Here is a 15,661-nt window from a genome sequence, read left to right as displayed (position 1 = left end):
TACCGTAACAAAGTAACTGGGACCGCGGTCCCAGTTACTATTTGGCTGTTCTGATTGCCTCGCTCAGTGCCTGATTGATAGCGGTTGGCATCAATGATTGTGCCATTTGTTGTGCCCGCTCCTGATATCCGAGAACAGGTTCAACGGGTAAGGCATCACCAAATCGAATGAGCAGTTTTGGGGCTCGCTGTTTCTTCCTCGGCCTACGTGTGCCATTGGCCGAACGTTTGAGACGTCGATTGCTTTTCTTGGCCTTAGATTTTTTGCGTTGCCATACGCCATCGACTCCATTCAATTCACCGATGAATGTATTTTCCTTTCCTTTCAACTGACTCAGTTTGTTCCTAGGTAGATTTCCATATTTATTGAGTTTGATGTTCTTGGGGTTGAGTAATGCTGTCCCATCAGCCAACGCATTGTGTCTCTCGCTGCTGAATGGCATTTCAGATTTGGGGTCATATCCAATGTCACGTCCTAACTGAACAATGGTTCTGACATCGCGGTCAGCATCCCAACGCCAGGGAGCGCGATAATTTGCGCGCTCGTAAAAATTGCGCAATATAACGTTATCGAACGACGAGCCGTTACCCCAGACAGATAGTGTCTCAATGCCGTTCGAGTACCCGTTTATATGTGATTCGAATTCTAGTAATGCGGAATTAATATTTCTAGCATCTCCCTCGGTAATCGCCTGTCTCGCAGCGTAACTCTGTCGCAGCCACCATATGATGGTCGACGCATCCGGCGTTGCCCCGCGTTTCATCTGCTCAGACAGTGAAATATTCATGTACAACGTCTGCCCTAAATCACCTGTTCTGATATCGAAAAAAACAGCGCCCAACGCAACAATAGGGGAGTGTGCGTGTTTCCCCATTGTTTCGAGATCAATCATTAAATGATCCATTCGTTGCCGTGCCATTATTTAGTCTCCATTGTGATTGTGTCGGTGAAAAATGCCTGCAGCCCGGTAATAATTTCATGTCCATACCGACCGACTATGAGCATCTCGGCAACAAATTCGTGCTGCATCTCCAAACTGTCTGTGTACTCACTAAATTCGCTGTCTAACCGTTTTTGTTCGAATCTGGCATCAGTTTCATAATTGAATGATTTGAAATGCAGGTTCCCTGATGCAGGTAATTTGAGAACAAATCGGGATTTAAAATCGACAGGCAGCCCGTTATTTTTCTGAATTAGCTGCATCTCTACAGAGCGAACGGCCATGTCAGGATGAGATAACATGGACTGAATTTCATCCTCACCCAAATCCATTCCACTGAATGAACATTTAGTCGATACATCATCTGAATATGTCGCTATAACATCACCCATCGGCGCTATAATCAGATTCTCAGGTAATTTGTACGAATCATTTTGTCCACTGAGATACATGGCCATAATCTGCGATTCATTTGACACAAATGACATGGGTTCAACGGCCAGTCCGCCAATGGAGCCTCTCAGCATTTTCAGCGCGTCTTCGCATTTTTTCTCAGTACTACCGCTACAGAAAATCAGTCCCTGTAATGGAATAATCAGTAAATAAACAACAGTTCTGGATATAGGGGAATATTTAGCAACTTCATTTTCAGCCTGAGATTTTATTTCATAATAAACGGCGTCTGTTATTTCTCTACCATCAGTAATTATTTTATCAATCCGTTCCTGATAGATTTTATTTACTGCAGCAGCATTCGGTTTTCTAACCTCCTCAATATATTTAATCAACAGCCTGTTATCAGACACTATTATTCTGTTGCTATCACAAATAATTCCCCAGCCGCGGCCAGATAATTCGCCATTTGATAATCCATCAAATGTGTTTTCGTGAATACCGCATGTAATGTCGTAGGACAGTTCAGTACTGGTTCTGTATGGAAACAGAGTTTTAAATGATTTCATTTTGTATTTAGTTTGCTTATTAATGATGATTTTTAAATTAATTATTTTTTTCAGTCACACTGAAAATTAGCTGTATTTGTTAATCAATCCGGTAACTCAATTTCAGTCACAGTTAAAATTTGCTCGTCATCAGCATATATTTCTCTAAATGACTCAGATAATGTTGAATAAAAATTTAGGTTTGTAATTCTCCCTGCTGCATGTTCAGCATCGATTTTCATTTCATATTCATCGTAATTAGCAAACCCTACACAATGTGTTTTAGATTCATTCCAAACTAAAAGGAGTTTCATAGAACCGCCTATATTTACTCAACTGGGACCGCGGTCCCATGTTCATTTTGGTCTAATATTTTTTTCGCTATCGACTCCGACTGCAGATCCGTATAACGCTCTATCCATAACGTTTCGATGTGTTTATCACTAGGGCGATTCCCCATAAACCAATCTGCAACCACTGCCTGTCTGTTGCTGTCCGGGCGAGTTCTGTAACCGCAGGTCGGACAGAACATCAAATACTGATCCCGTTTTTTCGAATACCTCAACTGGGGTTTTTCCGGCTGAAAATGCATAATCTGTTTACACAGACACACTGGCATATCTGAGATATTTGCGGTCCTGTTGGATTCGGAATTGTTGGTCAACATGGGTTAGTGCCTCCTCGTCCAATTCCCGACACGCCTCAATAATCAAATACCAACGGGACTGGTAATTTTCATTCCAATTAGATGGGGATATACCAATTTCTCTACTGAGAGCACTGTATGACAGTTCACGGCGGAAACTATCGCGAAATTCAGCTACTGATTCCTGAACAGCCAACCAAATTAATTGACGGACACGCGTAGCTGTTTTTGCCGACATTTTTTTCAGTCCATAGCGTTTATGCAGCGACAAAAATCGTTGATAAACATTTTGGCAGATTGATATTTGATAATCGAAATTTAAATCGTAGGCATAGCAATATTGAATCCAGGCACGAGAGTTATCCGGTATTAAATGAATAGCACGACGCCAGTCACAAAATAGGTAGGTCGCATCGTCAATAGGTAACGTACTGTGCTGATATTTTCCGGTCTCGGTATAATGAACAGGTTCAGCATCAACAAAAATATTTCGGCCATCAATTTCTATTTTGCGACGCGGCTTTTCATTAAAACGACTACCGGCACCGGAACCCATATTTAGAGATTCCATCTGACCGTTCTGTTTCAGAACAAAACCAAACAGAGCAATTCTCAAATGTATGCGCACGTATTCATATTGCAACATGACGCCTCCATCATTTAACGTGAATATTTCGACCTGCCAACCGATTCAGGGTGAAATCGGATTTGAGCTGGTATGCGGTTCTGACCTCAATATCACTCTGACGCAATTTCGGGATAGTGCCTGAATCCAGCCATTGATATATCGCGCCCGTTGTTACATCGAGTGCTCTGGCTGCTCTAACTACGTCGCCATAGTAGATTATGAGGTCGTTCGGTTTCATGAAAACAACAATAAATCAAAATTAATTTTAAAGCTAGATTCAAAATAAAAATTCTATAGCTAGCTATACAGTGATCGGCTATTATGTATATATGAAAACACGAGGCGATAGACTGAAAGAACGGCGGAAAGAGTTGGGACTCACGTTACGTGAGGTGGGCGAGTACGTCGGTATCTCCATTGCTGGGGTTCGAAACATCGAACTCGGCGACGTCATGCCCGCACTGAGCATTGGCGTAAAATTGGCCGAAATCCTGAATAAATCCATTTATTGGGTGCTGGACGGCGACGAAACAAGTGCACAACAAAAAATTCCGATTGTCGGGGACACTAAAACAGGCCCTGATGCCCAATTTATGCAGGGAGATAAAAATTTTATCCCGACCGCATATATTGGTTTTGATAGTACGCCAAACAAAATTTATGCGCTAAACTGCGAGAGTAATGATCTCATCGGGTTTACGTATGGTGACGTTCTGTTGGTTAGTTACCACGAAAATCTGGTTTACGGTGAAAACGTCGTCGTTGTGACAAATAGCGGGGATGTGATGGTGCGGAGATTGGCGCGCGTCGAGAAAGAGGCGGGTGAGATACATCTGGATAACATTGATATTTCAATGAAACGCACTGTTCTAAAAATATCCGATATTAAATACATAAACATGATCGTGGGTTCAATCAGATCAACCATGGTGAACAAGAAAATGTAACTTTCTTTAAATTGATTTTGAAGTGTGCTTTAATTGGTTGCTATGTGGCGTGGTAGCCGATTAAAGAACTTTAGGATCTACTGGAATTTTAAATACAAAAAACCCCGGTTGTGGCGACCGAGGTTTCTGTGGGATTCGTCGAAATAGAACTTAACGCATAAGTTCATTTTAGTCGAATCTCCCAATTTGTTTCAACCTTTTTTTATGGGTGGGAGAGTAGTCCGTGACAATTATCGATTTTTATCAGAACAAATTTAATTCAGACCCGTACGAAATTCTCTATGCAGCATACGCGGAACTCGCAGAAATAGCGGCCTCAGCAGGTATCGACTGGAATGAGTGTGCGCAAAACATCCAATTAGCCGCCGTTATCGGCAATGCTGAAAAATATTCAGTCTACACCGGAAAATCTCCTGCCGTTCTGGAAAACAACCTGCGCGGGCGCGTCGAAATCTATTCCCGATTGGAAACATCACGCGACGGAATTCAGTATCCGTTTGTCAATTTCGTCCAAAAAGGGTTTGCAGCGGGCAGCTGGAACGGGTTTCAATTTCTGTTATCCGCACAAAATGAGTTCAATCGTTCAACTGGGACCGCGGTCCCAACTCAATATGATGAATTGGAAAACCAAAAACGTATTGAGCGGCAGCGAATAGAGCGAGATAAACGACGAGAACGCGAAACTATCAGTAAACTGATTGCAAACCAACAACGCCATCAGGCATTGATGGATTATTTGCATATGTCTGAACTGTTCCGTGATGCGCTAACTGAGGATGGTACTCATCCGTATGCCGTCAGAAAGCAAATTAGCCCAATTTTTAAATTTTGCGACGTCAGACGTATTTCATACTGGGACCACGGTCCCAACCCTCAACACCACGAATTTTTGTCCATCCCCCTATATCATCTCGATGCGCGTTCAGATGGGCGTATTGTTGGATGGGAAAAAGTATTTGCGGGCGGCAAAAAACTATTAACACGTTCCGTAAATGATAAGGAATTTACGGGGGCGTGCCATGTGATCGGTAGTTTGAAAGGGGCAAAACGCATTTGCGTCGTAGAGGGGTTTGCAACTGGCGCATCCGTTTATTTAGCGGCGAAAAACAATTTTGATGCAGTAGTTGTCGCAGTATCTGCAAACAACCTCATCAATGTGGTAGAGCAACTAGTCAACGTTTATGAGGGCGTGAAAATTTGGTGCGCCCTGGACAACGACGAACACACAGCACGGGTCAAAGGAAAAGGGAACACCGGATTAAGAATGGGAATAGAAATTATGAAAAAATTCCCATCTGTTCGCTGTATCCGACCGATTTTCCCAACGGTTGAAGATGGCCAGTCAGATTTTAACGATCTGTACGTCAAATTTGGTGCCAATGAAACTCATGAGCAACTAAAATCCAATCGGAACCAATTCAGAATTGCAGATAACATATTTGACGCAGAACTGGCGTTATTGTCTGTCATTGATAATAAAAATTTCAAAAAACAACTGAATAAATGCGTCGATGCGGGCATGGTGTACTGCCCCACAAAATATACTCCCCGTGAACTGGTCATTGAAATCGAGCGTAAATTGCGGGAAATCGGATTATTAGAGCCGTTTTCCGGGATCGTGCGTCGCCGTGTAATGAGTCGATTCAATCGGAAATGCCAAAACGCGCAAAATAGCCGTTCGTTCAGCGAACTCATCACGAACCCCAATTTCCGACCAGACCATGTGACATATAAAAAATTTGATACACCGCAAATGACCAATGAGGTTTTAGAATACGTCCAATCATTGACGGGTCCAGTTATCGTGCGCGCAGGAATGGGTTCAGGAAAATCGAAACATCTATTGCGACCACTAATGCATGCAGCAGAACGTGGCGTTGCAGTAGCGCATCGGGTATCGCTCATCGGCGGATTATGGGAAATGATGAATAGAGATGATAGTGACTATAAAATCCAATCAGATATTCTCCATTATCAGGATCCCGGATATTTAAAAATGGCAGCCCATGCCAATAAATTGACAATTTGTATCAACTCCATTGTCAAAGCCTGTTGGATACCCTTGATGAAAAACCATGATTTTTTCGGACTGGATGAGGCTACTCAGGGTCTCCGAGCTATTCTATCGGGTAAAGCAATGGATAACCCCGTAGGAGTTTTTAATCAGATCATAGATGCATTGGCCAGAACCACAGAACATCCAGTGATGGTCGACGCGGACGCCAATGATCTATTGGTTGAATTGGCAGAATTGGCAATAAAACGACGCGAGGAAATCGGATTATCACCCTGGACACAAATTCATGTGGTCGAATTGCCTGTTGATGTTCGCAATAGAGAAACAGGCGAACCAATAAAAATTTTCTACACAGAAAAAGATCGCATCATGACCGAGGTAGTGAATGCAGTTAAAAGCGGCGAAAAAATCCTACTCGCAACCGATAGCGCCACATTTGCAGAAGATGTGGTGAAACAATTAGAGAAAGATAACCCTGCGAAAAAATTTCTTTGCGTAAACCTCAACACCAAACCCAGCCCAGAAGTTGAGGAGTTCACGGATTCGCCGAAAAAAATTGTGTTGCAATACGATGGCTTAATTTATAGCCCATCAATCTCGTCCGGCGTATCGTTTGAAGAACAACATTTCGACCGCCATTTTGGAATGTTTTGCGGGGAAGTTGCGCCATCGGACGCAATCCAGATGTTGCGTCGTGATAGAACCGCGCGTGAATTCATTATTGGATTTGACCGAATCCGACAACGGAAAGAAACCGATCCTCAGAAAATCCTGCGCGGTTATATCCAAGCCATGCTGGAAAACGCAGGAAAAAACGGTGAAATAACCGATGTTATGTTGGATGGCGACCGTCTGTCATTGGGTATGGCCAGCACCAATTTTACCAAAATGAAAATTAGGGCTACCGCGCTGGAGAACACAGCTAAAAACGACTACGCCAACAATATGTTGTGCATCATGTACAGCGACGGATATCGCGTCGAAAAATTGGCAATGGACCTAACTGCCAATGACATTGGAAAAGAATTGCGCAAAGAGGCGAGGGAGATCCGTTGGGAACAGACTGTTACTCGTCATGTAAATGTAGAAACTCCCTCTGAAGCAGAACGGCAGGAATTACTATCACGGCGTGCGATTTCGGAGGATGAACAAGCGCAATTAGTTCGTTGGGAAATTGAACATGAAATGATGCTGCCCGTTGATGAGAATAGCCTGAAATTTTATTTTGACGGCGGCAAACGAAAAATTGAGTTGTTTGAATTGATGCTTCAGGATGAAATGACCGTTCGCCGTTGGGACAAAGACGAATCGATGATGAACTTTCATTATCGATATCAAATTGGTAATAAATGGAACAGTTACACTGTTTCCGCTATGACACGCGAACAGGCCGACAAAATGTTCCGTGAAAAACATCCAGTTGTTAAACACCACTCTGTCAAATACACGCCAGCGGTAGAAGTGTCATTGCGGAAATTTTGGTCGATAAACAGAGACGCTATTCGGAATTATTTCACAGCGTGTGGGTTAGACCCAGAGCAAATTTTTGAACAAAAACAGCCTGGTGATATTGACCGAGCTAGTTTGACCCGTGCCCGCGACGTATTAATGAATCCCGAAAATGCCGACCTGTTTAACAATGTAATCAGATTTGGTGGCCACTATTCACCTCACAGCAAACCCAAACAACCAGGTGAGTTTTTCAAAACCATCTGTAAATCAGTCGGGCTCGATATAGATACTCGACGTGCCAGAGTCGGTGATAAACGCCCAACAGTTTATTTTATAACCCCAGAGTCAGCGGATTTTATGACCGAAATTATTCGCAAACGACATGATGCCGCCGTTGGATTATCCCCGCGGAAACCAGAAAGAACACGGCATGACGAGGTGGATCGCGATCCAAATATGTCTCTATATATTAATGATGATCCGCGATCCACTCCAGATGATAGTCATGCCGCCCCTGTATCAGTAATTGAACAGGCGCTGGATGGGGTTCCTGTGAAAATCCCGTTGGATTGGGCGCATAATGCGTTGTCACGTGATGAGCTGGATACAGTGACGCGGTGGTCGCCTGCCAGTATTGCGCTGACGTTTGCGTCGTTGTATCTCACTGAGTTTATGGAACTGCTGTCTGGTGTTGAATTGAGGTTGTTGAAACAGTTTGTCAGTGACACGCGTTACAGTGGGTCACAAGGTGCGTTGTGTGGTTAAAATGTGGCTTGATCTGATAGTTTACAGTAAACTTAGTGTATTAACTGTTAATACAGGTATGTGATTATGAGAAAAATTACTTCTGTCAGTATGGGCAAACAACTTGACAGTTTTGTGCAACGGATGATTGAGAATGGCCGTTATGGTTCAGCCAGCGAAGTTATGCGGTCGGCACTGCGTTTGCTGGAACAGCAGGAAAATCAGGACGAAGCTGTTCGTAACGCAGTGATTGATGGTCTAAATAGTGGAGAAAGTTCGCTGACGTTGCGGGACATTGCTGAACAGAGGAAACGGCACCATCGTGTATAGGTTATCAGAACGGGCAGCAGAAGACTTTGCCGGAATTTATGACTATACACTGATGCAATTCGGGGAAGCCAAAGCCGATCACTACACAGCCGCTCTGGATGTGTTTTTAGAGACACTGGCAAGTATGCCCGACATTGGGCGGGATTATCCTGCTGTACCCGGTGTGATGCGGATTGAATTTCAGCGTCACACTGTTTTTTACACTGTCCGAGATATCGATATTCTGATTGCTCGTATCCTGCATCAACAAATGAATCATGCCCAGCATCTACAGAACTGATGTGAGTTGTTTTGGTGTTGTTAGTAGTCAAAACGGCATTTTGTGACGCAATTAACAATTATTTTCGATTAATTTTATTGACGTTTGGTTTAGGTTGAGTTAGTTTAAATGCGTCACAGCAAAATCTGTGACCGGACGTGAGAACCTGAGAGATCTAAACGGCGCAACAACACGCGCAGCGTGTTTTTTTGTTTGCGCAGCCTGAAATTATCTATGGTGATTCAGGCGGGGCAACCGTAAGGTTGGCCGGTAACCGTTTAGGCCGGATTTCTCACCCCCGTCTGGATCGCCACCAAATTGAGCGTGAGAACTCTGGTGGTGAATAGGCCACTAAACGGAGTTCGCAACATGTTTACCTACAAGTTTGCGGCAGTTTGTCGCACTGATAAAAAAAATAATATTCATTTCTTCACCACAATAGCTGACAGCGAAAGTTCAGCCCGCCAACGATTTTCTCAAAAGTTCGTTTTATTTTTTCGTGCCCGTTTGCCGTTCGGGGGTGCTGCATGACTAATATTCACCGAAATGAATTTGGTTTGTCCGAAGAATTGGCGTCATTACATGCACAAATTCGCGCTTTGATTAATACCGCCCATCATACGATGGAATCGCATGATGCGAATATTTATATTTGTGATACAGCCCATTTGTTATTAGCAGCTAAAAATTTAGTTATTCAAGCTGAAAAATATCGCCGCGAATGGGACGGATTAATCAGCCGAGAGCGTGGGGTGAATAATGGATACAGACACCCGTTGTAATTGCCCTAAATACGAATTCGACGTTGATAATAATGCCCCGTGTCCACATTGTAATTGGGATGGATTTTTAAAATATCAACGGGACGAATTACAAAACACGGGTTATGAAATGGCGTTTGATGGAATTAATCCACGTAATATTAAATTTCATAAATTGCCAATCGAATTAAAACGACCGGGATTATTGAGAATAGTTCGTCGTAATTTATTACGTGGTTATTACCGCGGATTAAAAGATATTTCAAGAAATAAAAAACTTAACTATTGAAATTAAATCGAGGTGATATTATGGCTGCAAAATTAGAGATTGGTATTGTTTATGATGAAAAAATTAATACATGTAGAGTTAGCTGGGAGTCATTCAATACAAACGATTTTCCCCCAATGGAAAAATCCACATTGGAACAATTGAAAATGGCTATAATTAATCAATTAAATTCTGGTATTAATAATAGTAAATTGCATTAAAAAATTTACCACTGAATAATGAGGATTTTAAAATGGAAATAAATATCAAATTATCTAAATCCGAAGTGATTGAATATCTAAACACTGAATTTAGTATTCAGGAAGAAGAATATTTCGATATAATTCAGAATGATATAGTTAATTTTTTAAAAAGTGCTGGGTTTCAAGGGGCAAAATATTCAGATGTTTCAGTTATTATTAACTAATTGTCAATTAATTACAGCCCATTATCCTGTGGGCTGTGCTGAGTTGATTTAAATAGGGCACGGCCTGCCCGAATTTACGCCTCTGGACATGGTGAAATATCGTGGTTGAAAGAGGAAATTTGCGAAAAAATTTTGGTAGGTTTTTTGTGGTTGTTTAACACTATGATTAATCTACCAAAACCCGTTAGGGTATCGCCCGCACGGGCGCAGTAGGTCAGCAAATTCGGTTATATCCAAACGCAGAACAACGGTGTTGCCCATACGGGCGCAGTAGGTCGGGGAGGATTTTTTGTGTTATACGCAATACGAATTAGGTTGCACCCAAATTTGGCGCAACGCGAATTTTTCACCAAAACATTTGGCTGTTGCCGTTGGGTTTTTAACGACGCGTTGGCGTTCTGCAAACAGCAACATGATGCGGGCGAAAAACGCCCGTCTGCATACGATTTAATGAAACGCATGGCGCTGTTGAAAATTGAACACCCGTGGCTCGCTGAGGCAGACAGTCAGGCACTGACTTACGCCTGTAGCTGTGTCGATACAGCCTATAAAAATTTTTTCCGTCGCGTTAAAAATGGTGAAACCCCCGGATTCCCGCGGTTTAAATCTAAGCACCGCGGTGATGCGACGTACACAGCAACATCGGCAGCGGGCATCAAATTAACCGAACGAGCATTAAAACTCCCCAAAGCTGGCTGGGTTCGCATCCGTGGTTTTCGCCCGTTCGATGGAAATATCAAACGTGCCACGGTTCGCCAAACACCGACAGGGAAATATTACGCGACAGTGCTGATTGATGATGGCCGTGATTTCCCTGCGCAACCCACTGTTGATCTACAGCCGATTGGTATTGATGTCGGCTGCAAAACTGAGGGCGATTATCACCAATTTGCGGCGCTATCAACAGGTGAAATTGTTCACAGCCCAGCGGCGTACAAACGTATTCAAAAACGTCTGCGCAGGGCGCAGCGGAAACTATCACGTAAAGTTAAGGGTAGTGCAAATCGCCTGAAGCAACGGCGCCGGGTTGCCCGTTTGCACGAACGTGCCGCCGCAGTTCGCCGTGATTTTCTCCACAAATTCACACACCGATTAACCTGCGAAAACCAAGCCGTGGCGGTCGAGGATTTGAATGTGAAAGGAATGATGGCCAGACCGAAACCCAAACAGGACGAAAATGGCAATTACATACCTAATGGTGCCAGTCGGAAAGCGGGGTTGAACAGGTCGTTGGCCTCCGTCAGTTTGGGCGAATTTTTCCGCCAATTGGAATACAAATCAGCATGGCGCGGTGTCACATTCTTGAAAATTGACCGCTGGGCACCATCCAGTAAAACGTGCAGTTCCTGTGGTCATGTCAACACAGAATTAACTCTGTCTATGCGGCGATGGCAGTGCGTTTGTGGTGCTGAACACCATCGTGATATCAACGCAGCTATCAATATTGCAGCCATGGCTGTTTAATGAGGTCATTACAATATGAAAAAAAATTTGGACGATTTAAATAAATACACTAAAGGGCGTCCATGCCCTCAGGGGCATACAGAGCGTTACAAATCAACAGGCGATTGTGTTATTTGCACTCGCGCCGGAATTCGGAAATACAGAGAAAAGAAAAAACGAAACAAAGAGAGAAGAGAAAAGAGAAAAAAAGATAGAAAACAAGAAACGCGCCTCATCGATTTTCAAAATTCGGTCACTGTATTCGGCAATCCAAACAGAAAAATTTAATCCTATAGGTAAAAACTATATATTTAATATTGGTAATGAACAATTGAGGTAAATACTATGAAAAATAAACTGACTGATTTGAATGATCACCTGTTCGCGCAGCTAGAGCGGCTGTCTGATGAGAGTATTGATAGGGTGGGACCGTGATCCCACTATTTTGCCCAATTTTCGATATTTAATCCAACAACCATACCAAATGCAGAATCGCTGGTAACGAGAGTGAGTTCTCGGCTCAGTGCATGTGCTGCAATCAGTTGATCCATTGTCCCCATAGTTCGGCCCGTTTGTTCCATGCTGGCTCGCAATTTCCCATAGGTTTTAGCAGCATTTTGATCCCAGTCGTAAACTGTGATTGAATCAATAAATGTGTTTACGATTTGTTCTAATGTGTGATTTTGACGTTTAGCCAAACCAAAACGCAATTCCGCTTCAGTTATGCTGGAAATGCATATCTCTGATGGTGGTATGGTTCGCAATTTAGCAGTTACTGCCTGATGTTGACGGAAAATATAACTGACGGTGTTTGTATCCAACATATACATCAGAAAATGCCCTCAAACGGGTCACGTTCTGTGACATCCTGGTTACGATCATTCGCATCCAGAAAATTATCAGGAACAGATACGGCACTGAGCATATTGAAAAAATTATCCCAATTGTCAGTAGACGGTTTGTTTTTGGAGAGAATAACGTCACCATTCTCATTTTTTCGGATGTAAACCTGGTCAGTGTCAAATTCAAACGCTACAGGTAGCCTGACAGCCTGATTACGTCCGTTTTTGAATATTTTTGCGATTCGTTCCATAATATCTCCTGAATAAAAATAATTTAGCATATGTCAAAGCATAGGCCTAAATTTCACATATGTCAAAGCATATTCCTAGATCCTAGATGAGAGGTTTAGAAATGGCTGATACAGTTATTTGTGATGAATGTTTCGGGGCAGGTGGATTTGAGCAGATTTGCGTTGATTGTCATGGCACTGGACTGGATTTGACGGATGAATCGCCGTGTGGGGTTTGTCATGGCGACCGGGTTGCTGTGCAGCAGTGTCCACAATGTTTGGGTGCGGGTGAAATTGCCGAAAAATAATGAGGTAGGACCGTGGTCCCATCATAATAGAAAACTAGTTTTTGTTAAAGAGGCTTATATACGATTTCGCCTTTACGTTCAGCCTCTTTATGAGCTGCAATGACTTTTTTTAGCATCTCGTTTTTGCTGCGACGGATAGCTTCGTAATCGATTTTTTCTTTGTTATGAGTGTCTTTGCATTCGTATCGCATAACTGCCTCCATCGAGTTTTAAATTGATGGAGCCTTCTAATTTATAATGGTTGTCTAACGGCATTCGTTGTTCCATATTTTACCTAAAACTAGCTGAAATACGTCAACCACGCCTGAGTCATCGCATCTTTTAGATTTTTAGCTTGACCTATCCATGAGTAATGTTGGCCGCTGTATTCGAATTTAACAACCCATTGACCATTATCACGGCGATGTGGTGCAGAGAATCGGGGGCGTTCAGTCGGTTCTGGATTTTCTGCTGCTTCAGGGGGCGATTCAGGTTCCTGTTCTGGTTCCACCTCCACCTCTATTTCAGGTTCAGTCTCATCAATATCATTGTCGTCATCAATTTCTATTTCATCATCGTCAATGGATTCATCATCTACCTCTACCAGCTCCTCGTCGTCGTTATCCTGAATAATGATTTTTGGTGAGGTATCTATCAGTTGATATCGACCGTTTTCGCCAATCTCCTGCTCTAGCGCGTCTGCAGCGAACTCTAAATACCGTTTGGTCAGTGGGATATTGAACCCTAACGTACGTAACTGAGATGAGGTAACCAAATCATACGGAAACTGTTCGACAATTTTTTTAGTTTCGGTGTGAATTCGGACTCCAGCATCGCCCCTAGCAAAATCTGGCATTTCATCATCTAATTGCTGTAGCGCCTCTAATCGTCTATTTTCGTTGCCAGTATCAGGTTTCCAAGTACGTGAAAAATTTTGTAATTTGAACTGCTTATAGTGCAATTGGGTGTTTTCATCGTCATGACCCAGTAGTTCGGAGAAAAATACATCCTCGTCAACATCAGCCCAGTGAGAATCATGATGAAACCACATTTCATACGCAATTCTTGCGTATATAGAGCGACTGTCTTTATAAACCCGGCGATCATCATTGAAAAACTGTTTTACCCAGGGGTTAAAAGATTTCGCTATTACTGCGTTAATTTTGGCGTTTGGTGACCGAGTATCATTTGGATCATCATTTGTCATGATTTCACCAAAATCTGATATTGCAGAACAATTCCGTAGTAACTCGAATTTTTCCATGAAAATACTGGAATCACATAGCGTGTAAATAGTGCGCCCGGTATCTGTTCCAGTCCGTTTTTTCGCTTGTCCTAAAAATTCGACTTTGTATTTTCCAACAATTTTGAAACTGCCATGCACCATGATTTCAATCATTCTCCGCCCGGATGTAGCAGCTAATGCAAACGCTAACGGCGCCATTCCTATTCTGGTGGTTAAATCAAATGAATGAGCAGGTGCATTTAATATATTATGCAGTGCCTGAATATATGCAGGATAATCAATCCAAACGACGCTACGCTTTTTGTTACTGAGAACGTCATTCCATCTATTTTGAATAGAGGTCCGTTCTGCCTGACTCAATTGTAATGAGTAGAGTACGTCATGGTTTATTTTCAGCTTAGATAGATCTTCTAATAGCAATTGCCCCTGTCCGAGCAATTTATATAGATGGTTACGTCGTTCTAACCATTCACTGCTGTTTAGATCAAACAATGAGAATGACCATGCTGGATATTTTTTAGCTATCCGAATGATTCTATTTTCTGCAGAACGATTTCCAAATTTTATTTTATTTAGTTCATCAGTTAGTGGAATAATGCATTTTAATTGATGTTGTAATGCAATAAATTTTTGCCTGATTTCTGAGGTTGAAAGTTCTATCCAACCATGTAGCTCATCGGAAAATAAATAATATTTCTTCGCTAGTTTCGTCACATTATCTAAGAAATGATGATGTAATCTGTCATCAAATCTTTTTCTAGCTCTTGTCATGTAAGCGTTGTAAGTATTTGAAGATATTCTATTTTTTAACCCTTTTCCTCGGTATTTCCTCTTATCGGTAAACAATGCGTTTTTAAATCTAGACGCAGCCGCTTTGTATTTTCGGGTTTTCTCTCCTTGAGGCATTTCTGATACATCTATCTCATCGATTTCATCGACCAATGCGTTTATTAATTCGCCAATTTTAATCTTCTGAGTCATATAACCCCCTTATTATCTATTAATATATAATAACATAAATTAAGAACATTTAAAGTTATAGTTCATAAAAAACCGCTAAATTAAAGTATCACATAAATAGAATACATAATATCAATAAAAATAAACATTGTTTAATATTCTGTGATTTTGATATTATTATAGTAACAATTACTACCATTATACACGTGTATAATGGTAGTAATTGTTACTATAATAATATCACTTTATAACCACTGTACGCTTCGAAGACACAAACAGGTATAGAACATATG

The 15,661-nt window shown here is 42.0% G+C and carries 22 protein-coding genes; 13 read left to right on the top strand and 9 right to left on the bottom strand.

Features of this window, described 5'->3' with window-relative positions:
* Window positions 1-37 precede the first annotated feature (37 nt).
* The 5 genes from AACQ81_RS19735 to AACQ81_RS10795 all read right to left on the bottom strand — a co-directional run bounded on the left by AACQ81_RS19735 (window position 38) and on the right by AACQ81_RS10795 (window position 3,393).
* A complete protein-coding gene (locus tag AACQ81_RS19735) occupies window positions 38-892 on the bottom strand; it encodes a 3'-5' exonuclease (RefSeq protein WP_443089555.1) in 855 nt (284 codons plus the stop codon).
* 26 nt (window positions 893-918) lie between these two features.
* Window positions 919-1,902 (bottom strand): recombination-associated protein RdgC, encoded by a 984-nt coding sequence (gene rdgC, locus AACQ81_RS10810; RefSeq protein WP_237387319.1) that lies wholly within the window; start codon window positions 1,900-1,902, stop codon window positions 919-921.
* A gap of 83 nt (window positions 1,903-1,985) precedes the next feature.
* Window positions 1,986-2,195, bottom strand: coding sequence for a hypothetical protein (locus AACQ81_RS10805; RefSeq protein ID WP_237387318.1), 210 nt, complete (start codon window positions 2,193-2,195; stop codon window positions 1,986-1,988).
* A gap of 285 nt (window positions 2,196-2,480) precedes the next feature.
* The gene (locus tag AACQ81_RS10800; RefSeq protein WP_237387317.1) at window positions 2,481-3,173 is read right to left on the bottom strand and encodes a bacteriophage antitermination protein Q; all 693 of its coding nucleotides are present in this window, start codon (window positions 3,171-3,173) and stop codon (window positions 2,481-2,483) included.
* 10 nt (window positions 3,174-3,183) lie between these two features.
* Window positions 3,184-3,393 carry a Cro/CI family transcriptional regulator gene (locus AACQ81_RS10795; protein ID WP_237387316.1) on the bottom strand — a complete coding sequence of 70 codons (210 nt, stop codon included), beginning with the start codon at window positions 3,391-3,393 and terminating at the stop codon, window positions 3,184-3,186.
* 91 nt (window positions 3,394-3,484) lie between these two features.
* On the opposite strand from AACQ81_RS10795, the gene AACQ81_RS10790 reads away from it, so the two are divergent.
* From AACQ81_RS10790 to AACQ81_RS10735, 12 genes are all read left to right on the top strand, one after another.
* Window positions 3,485-4,102 (top strand): helix-turn-helix domain-containing protein, encoded by a 618-nt coding sequence (locus AACQ81_RS10790; RefSeq protein ID WP_237387315.1) that lies wholly within the window; start codon window positions 3,485-3,487, stop codon window positions 4,100-4,102.
* A 223-nt stretch (window positions 4,103-4,325) separates the two neighbouring features.
* The gene (locus AACQ81_RS10785) at window positions 4,326-8,336 is read left to right on the top strand and encodes a plasmid replication protein, CyRepA1 family (protein WP_237387314.1); all 4,011 of its coding nucleotides are present in this window, start codon (window positions 4,326-4,328) and stop codon (window positions 8,334-8,336) included.
* 66 nt (window positions 8,337-8,402) lie between these two features.
* Entirely contained in the window at window positions 8,403-8,645 is a 243-nt protein-coding gene (locus AACQ81_RS10780; protein ID WP_237387313.1) for a type II toxin-antitoxin system ParD family antitoxin, read from the top strand.
* Window positions 8,638-8,925, top strand: a complete 288-nt coding sequence (locus tag AACQ81_RS10775; RefSeq protein ID WP_237387312.1) for a type II toxin-antitoxin system RelE/ParE family toxin — start codon at window positions 8,638-8,640, stop codon at window positions 8,923-8,925. Before AACQ81_RS10780 ends, AACQ81_RS10775 begins: the two co-directional genes overlap by 8 nt.
* A gap of 188 nt (window positions 8,926-9,113) precedes the next feature.
* Entirely contained in the window at window positions 9,114-9,251 is a 138-nt protein-coding gene (locus tag AACQ81_RS10770; protein ID WP_237387311.1) for a hypothetical protein, read from the top strand.
* A 22-nt stretch (window positions 9,252-9,273) separates the two neighbouring features.
* The gene (locus tag AACQ81_RS10765; protein WP_237387310.1) at window positions 9,274-9,435 is read left to right on the top strand and encodes a host cell division inhibitor Icd-like protein; all 162 of its coding nucleotides are present in this window, start codon (window positions 9,274-9,276) and stop codon (window positions 9,433-9,435) included.
* Window positions 9,432-9,686, top strand: coding sequence for a hypothetical protein (locus AACQ81_RS10760; RefSeq protein WP_237387309.1), 255 nt, complete (start codon window positions 9,432-9,434; stop codon window positions 9,684-9,686). Before AACQ81_RS10765 ends, AACQ81_RS10760 begins: the two co-directional genes overlap by 4 nt.
* The gene (locus tag AACQ81_RS10755) at window positions 9,664-9,954 is read left to right on the top strand and encodes a hypothetical protein (RefSeq protein WP_237387308.1); all 291 of its coding nucleotides are present in this window, start codon (window positions 9,664-9,666) and stop codon (window positions 9,952-9,954) included. The genes AACQ81_RS10760 and AACQ81_RS10755 overlap by 23 nt, the downstream gene beginning before the upstream one ends.
* A gap of 20 nt (window positions 9,955-9,974) precedes the next feature.
* Entirely contained in the window at window positions 9,975-10,154 is a 180-nt protein-coding gene (locus AACQ81_RS10750) for a hypothetical protein (RefSeq protein WP_237387307.1), read from the top strand.
* A 32-nt stretch (window positions 10,155-10,186) separates the two neighbouring features.
* Window positions 10,187-10,360, top strand: coding sequence for a hypothetical protein (locus tag AACQ81_RS10745; protein WP_237387306.1), 174 nt, complete (start codon window positions 10,187-10,189; stop codon window positions 10,358-10,360).
* Window positions 10,361-10,651: 291 nt separating this feature from the next.
* Window positions 10,652-11,824, top strand: coding sequence for an RNA-guided endonuclease InsQ/TnpB family protein (locus AACQ81_RS10740; protein WP_237387305.1), 1,173 nt, complete (start codon window positions 10,652-10,654; stop codon window positions 11,822-11,824).
* A gap of 15 nt (window positions 11,825-11,839) precedes the next feature.
* Complete coding sequence (locus AACQ81_RS10735) at window positions 11,840-12,091, top strand: hypothetical protein (RefSeq protein WP_237387304.1); 252 nt, start codon at window positions 11,840-11,842, stop codon at window positions 12,089-12,091.
* A 152-nt stretch (window positions 12,092-12,243) separates the two neighbouring features.
* On the opposite strand, the gene AACQ81_RS10730 is transcribed toward AACQ81_RS10735, so the two are convergent.
* Window positions 12,244-12,633 carry a type II toxin-antitoxin system VapC family toxin gene (locus tag AACQ81_RS10730; protein ID WP_237387303.1) on the bottom strand — a complete coding sequence of 130 codons (390 nt, stop codon included), beginning with the start codon at window positions 12,631-12,633 and terminating at the stop codon, window positions 12,244-12,246.
* Complete coding sequence (locus tag AACQ81_RS10725; protein WP_237387302.1) at window positions 12,633-12,896, bottom strand: antitoxin; 264 nt, start codon at window positions 12,894-12,896, stop codon at window positions 12,633-12,635. Before AACQ81_RS10725 ends, AACQ81_RS10730 begins: the two co-directional genes overlap by 1 nt.
* A gap of 101 nt (window positions 12,897-12,997) precedes the next feature.
* Between AACQ81_RS10725 and AACQ81_RS10720 the strand changes: the two genes are divergently transcribed.
* Window positions 12,998-13,183 carry a hypothetical protein gene (locus AACQ81_RS10720; protein WP_237387301.1) on the top strand — a complete coding sequence of 62 codons (186 nt, stop codon included), beginning with the start codon at window positions 12,998-13,000 and terminating at the stop codon, window positions 13,181-13,183.
* A gap of 44 nt (window positions 13,184-13,227) precedes the next feature.
* Here the strand turns inward: AACQ81_RS10720 and AACQ81_RS10715 are convergent, their stop codons facing one another.
* Window positions 13,228-13,374, bottom strand: coding sequence for a hypothetical protein (locus AACQ81_RS10715; protein WP_237387300.1), 147 nt, complete (start codon window positions 13,372-13,374; stop codon window positions 13,228-13,230).
* 89 nt (window positions 13,375-13,463) lie between these two features.
* The gene (locus AACQ81_RS10710) at window positions 13,464-15,389 is read right to left on the bottom strand and encodes a protelomerase family protein (RefSeq protein ID WP_237387299.1); all 1,926 of its coding nucleotides are present in this window, start codon (window positions 15,387-15,389) and stop codon (window positions 13,464-13,466) included.
* Between the last annotated feature and the right edge of the window lie 272 nt (window positions 15,390-15,661).

Origin of the sequence: Xenorhabdus sp. Sc-CR9, from assembly GCF_963897815.1 — a bacterium.
Lineage (GTDB): Bacteria > Pseudomonadota > Gammaproteobacteria > Enterobacterales > Enterobacteriaceae > Xenorhabdus.
The sequence above is the reverse complement of the archived record's forward strand: the minus strand, read 5'-3'. Positions and strand labels throughout refer to the sequence as shown.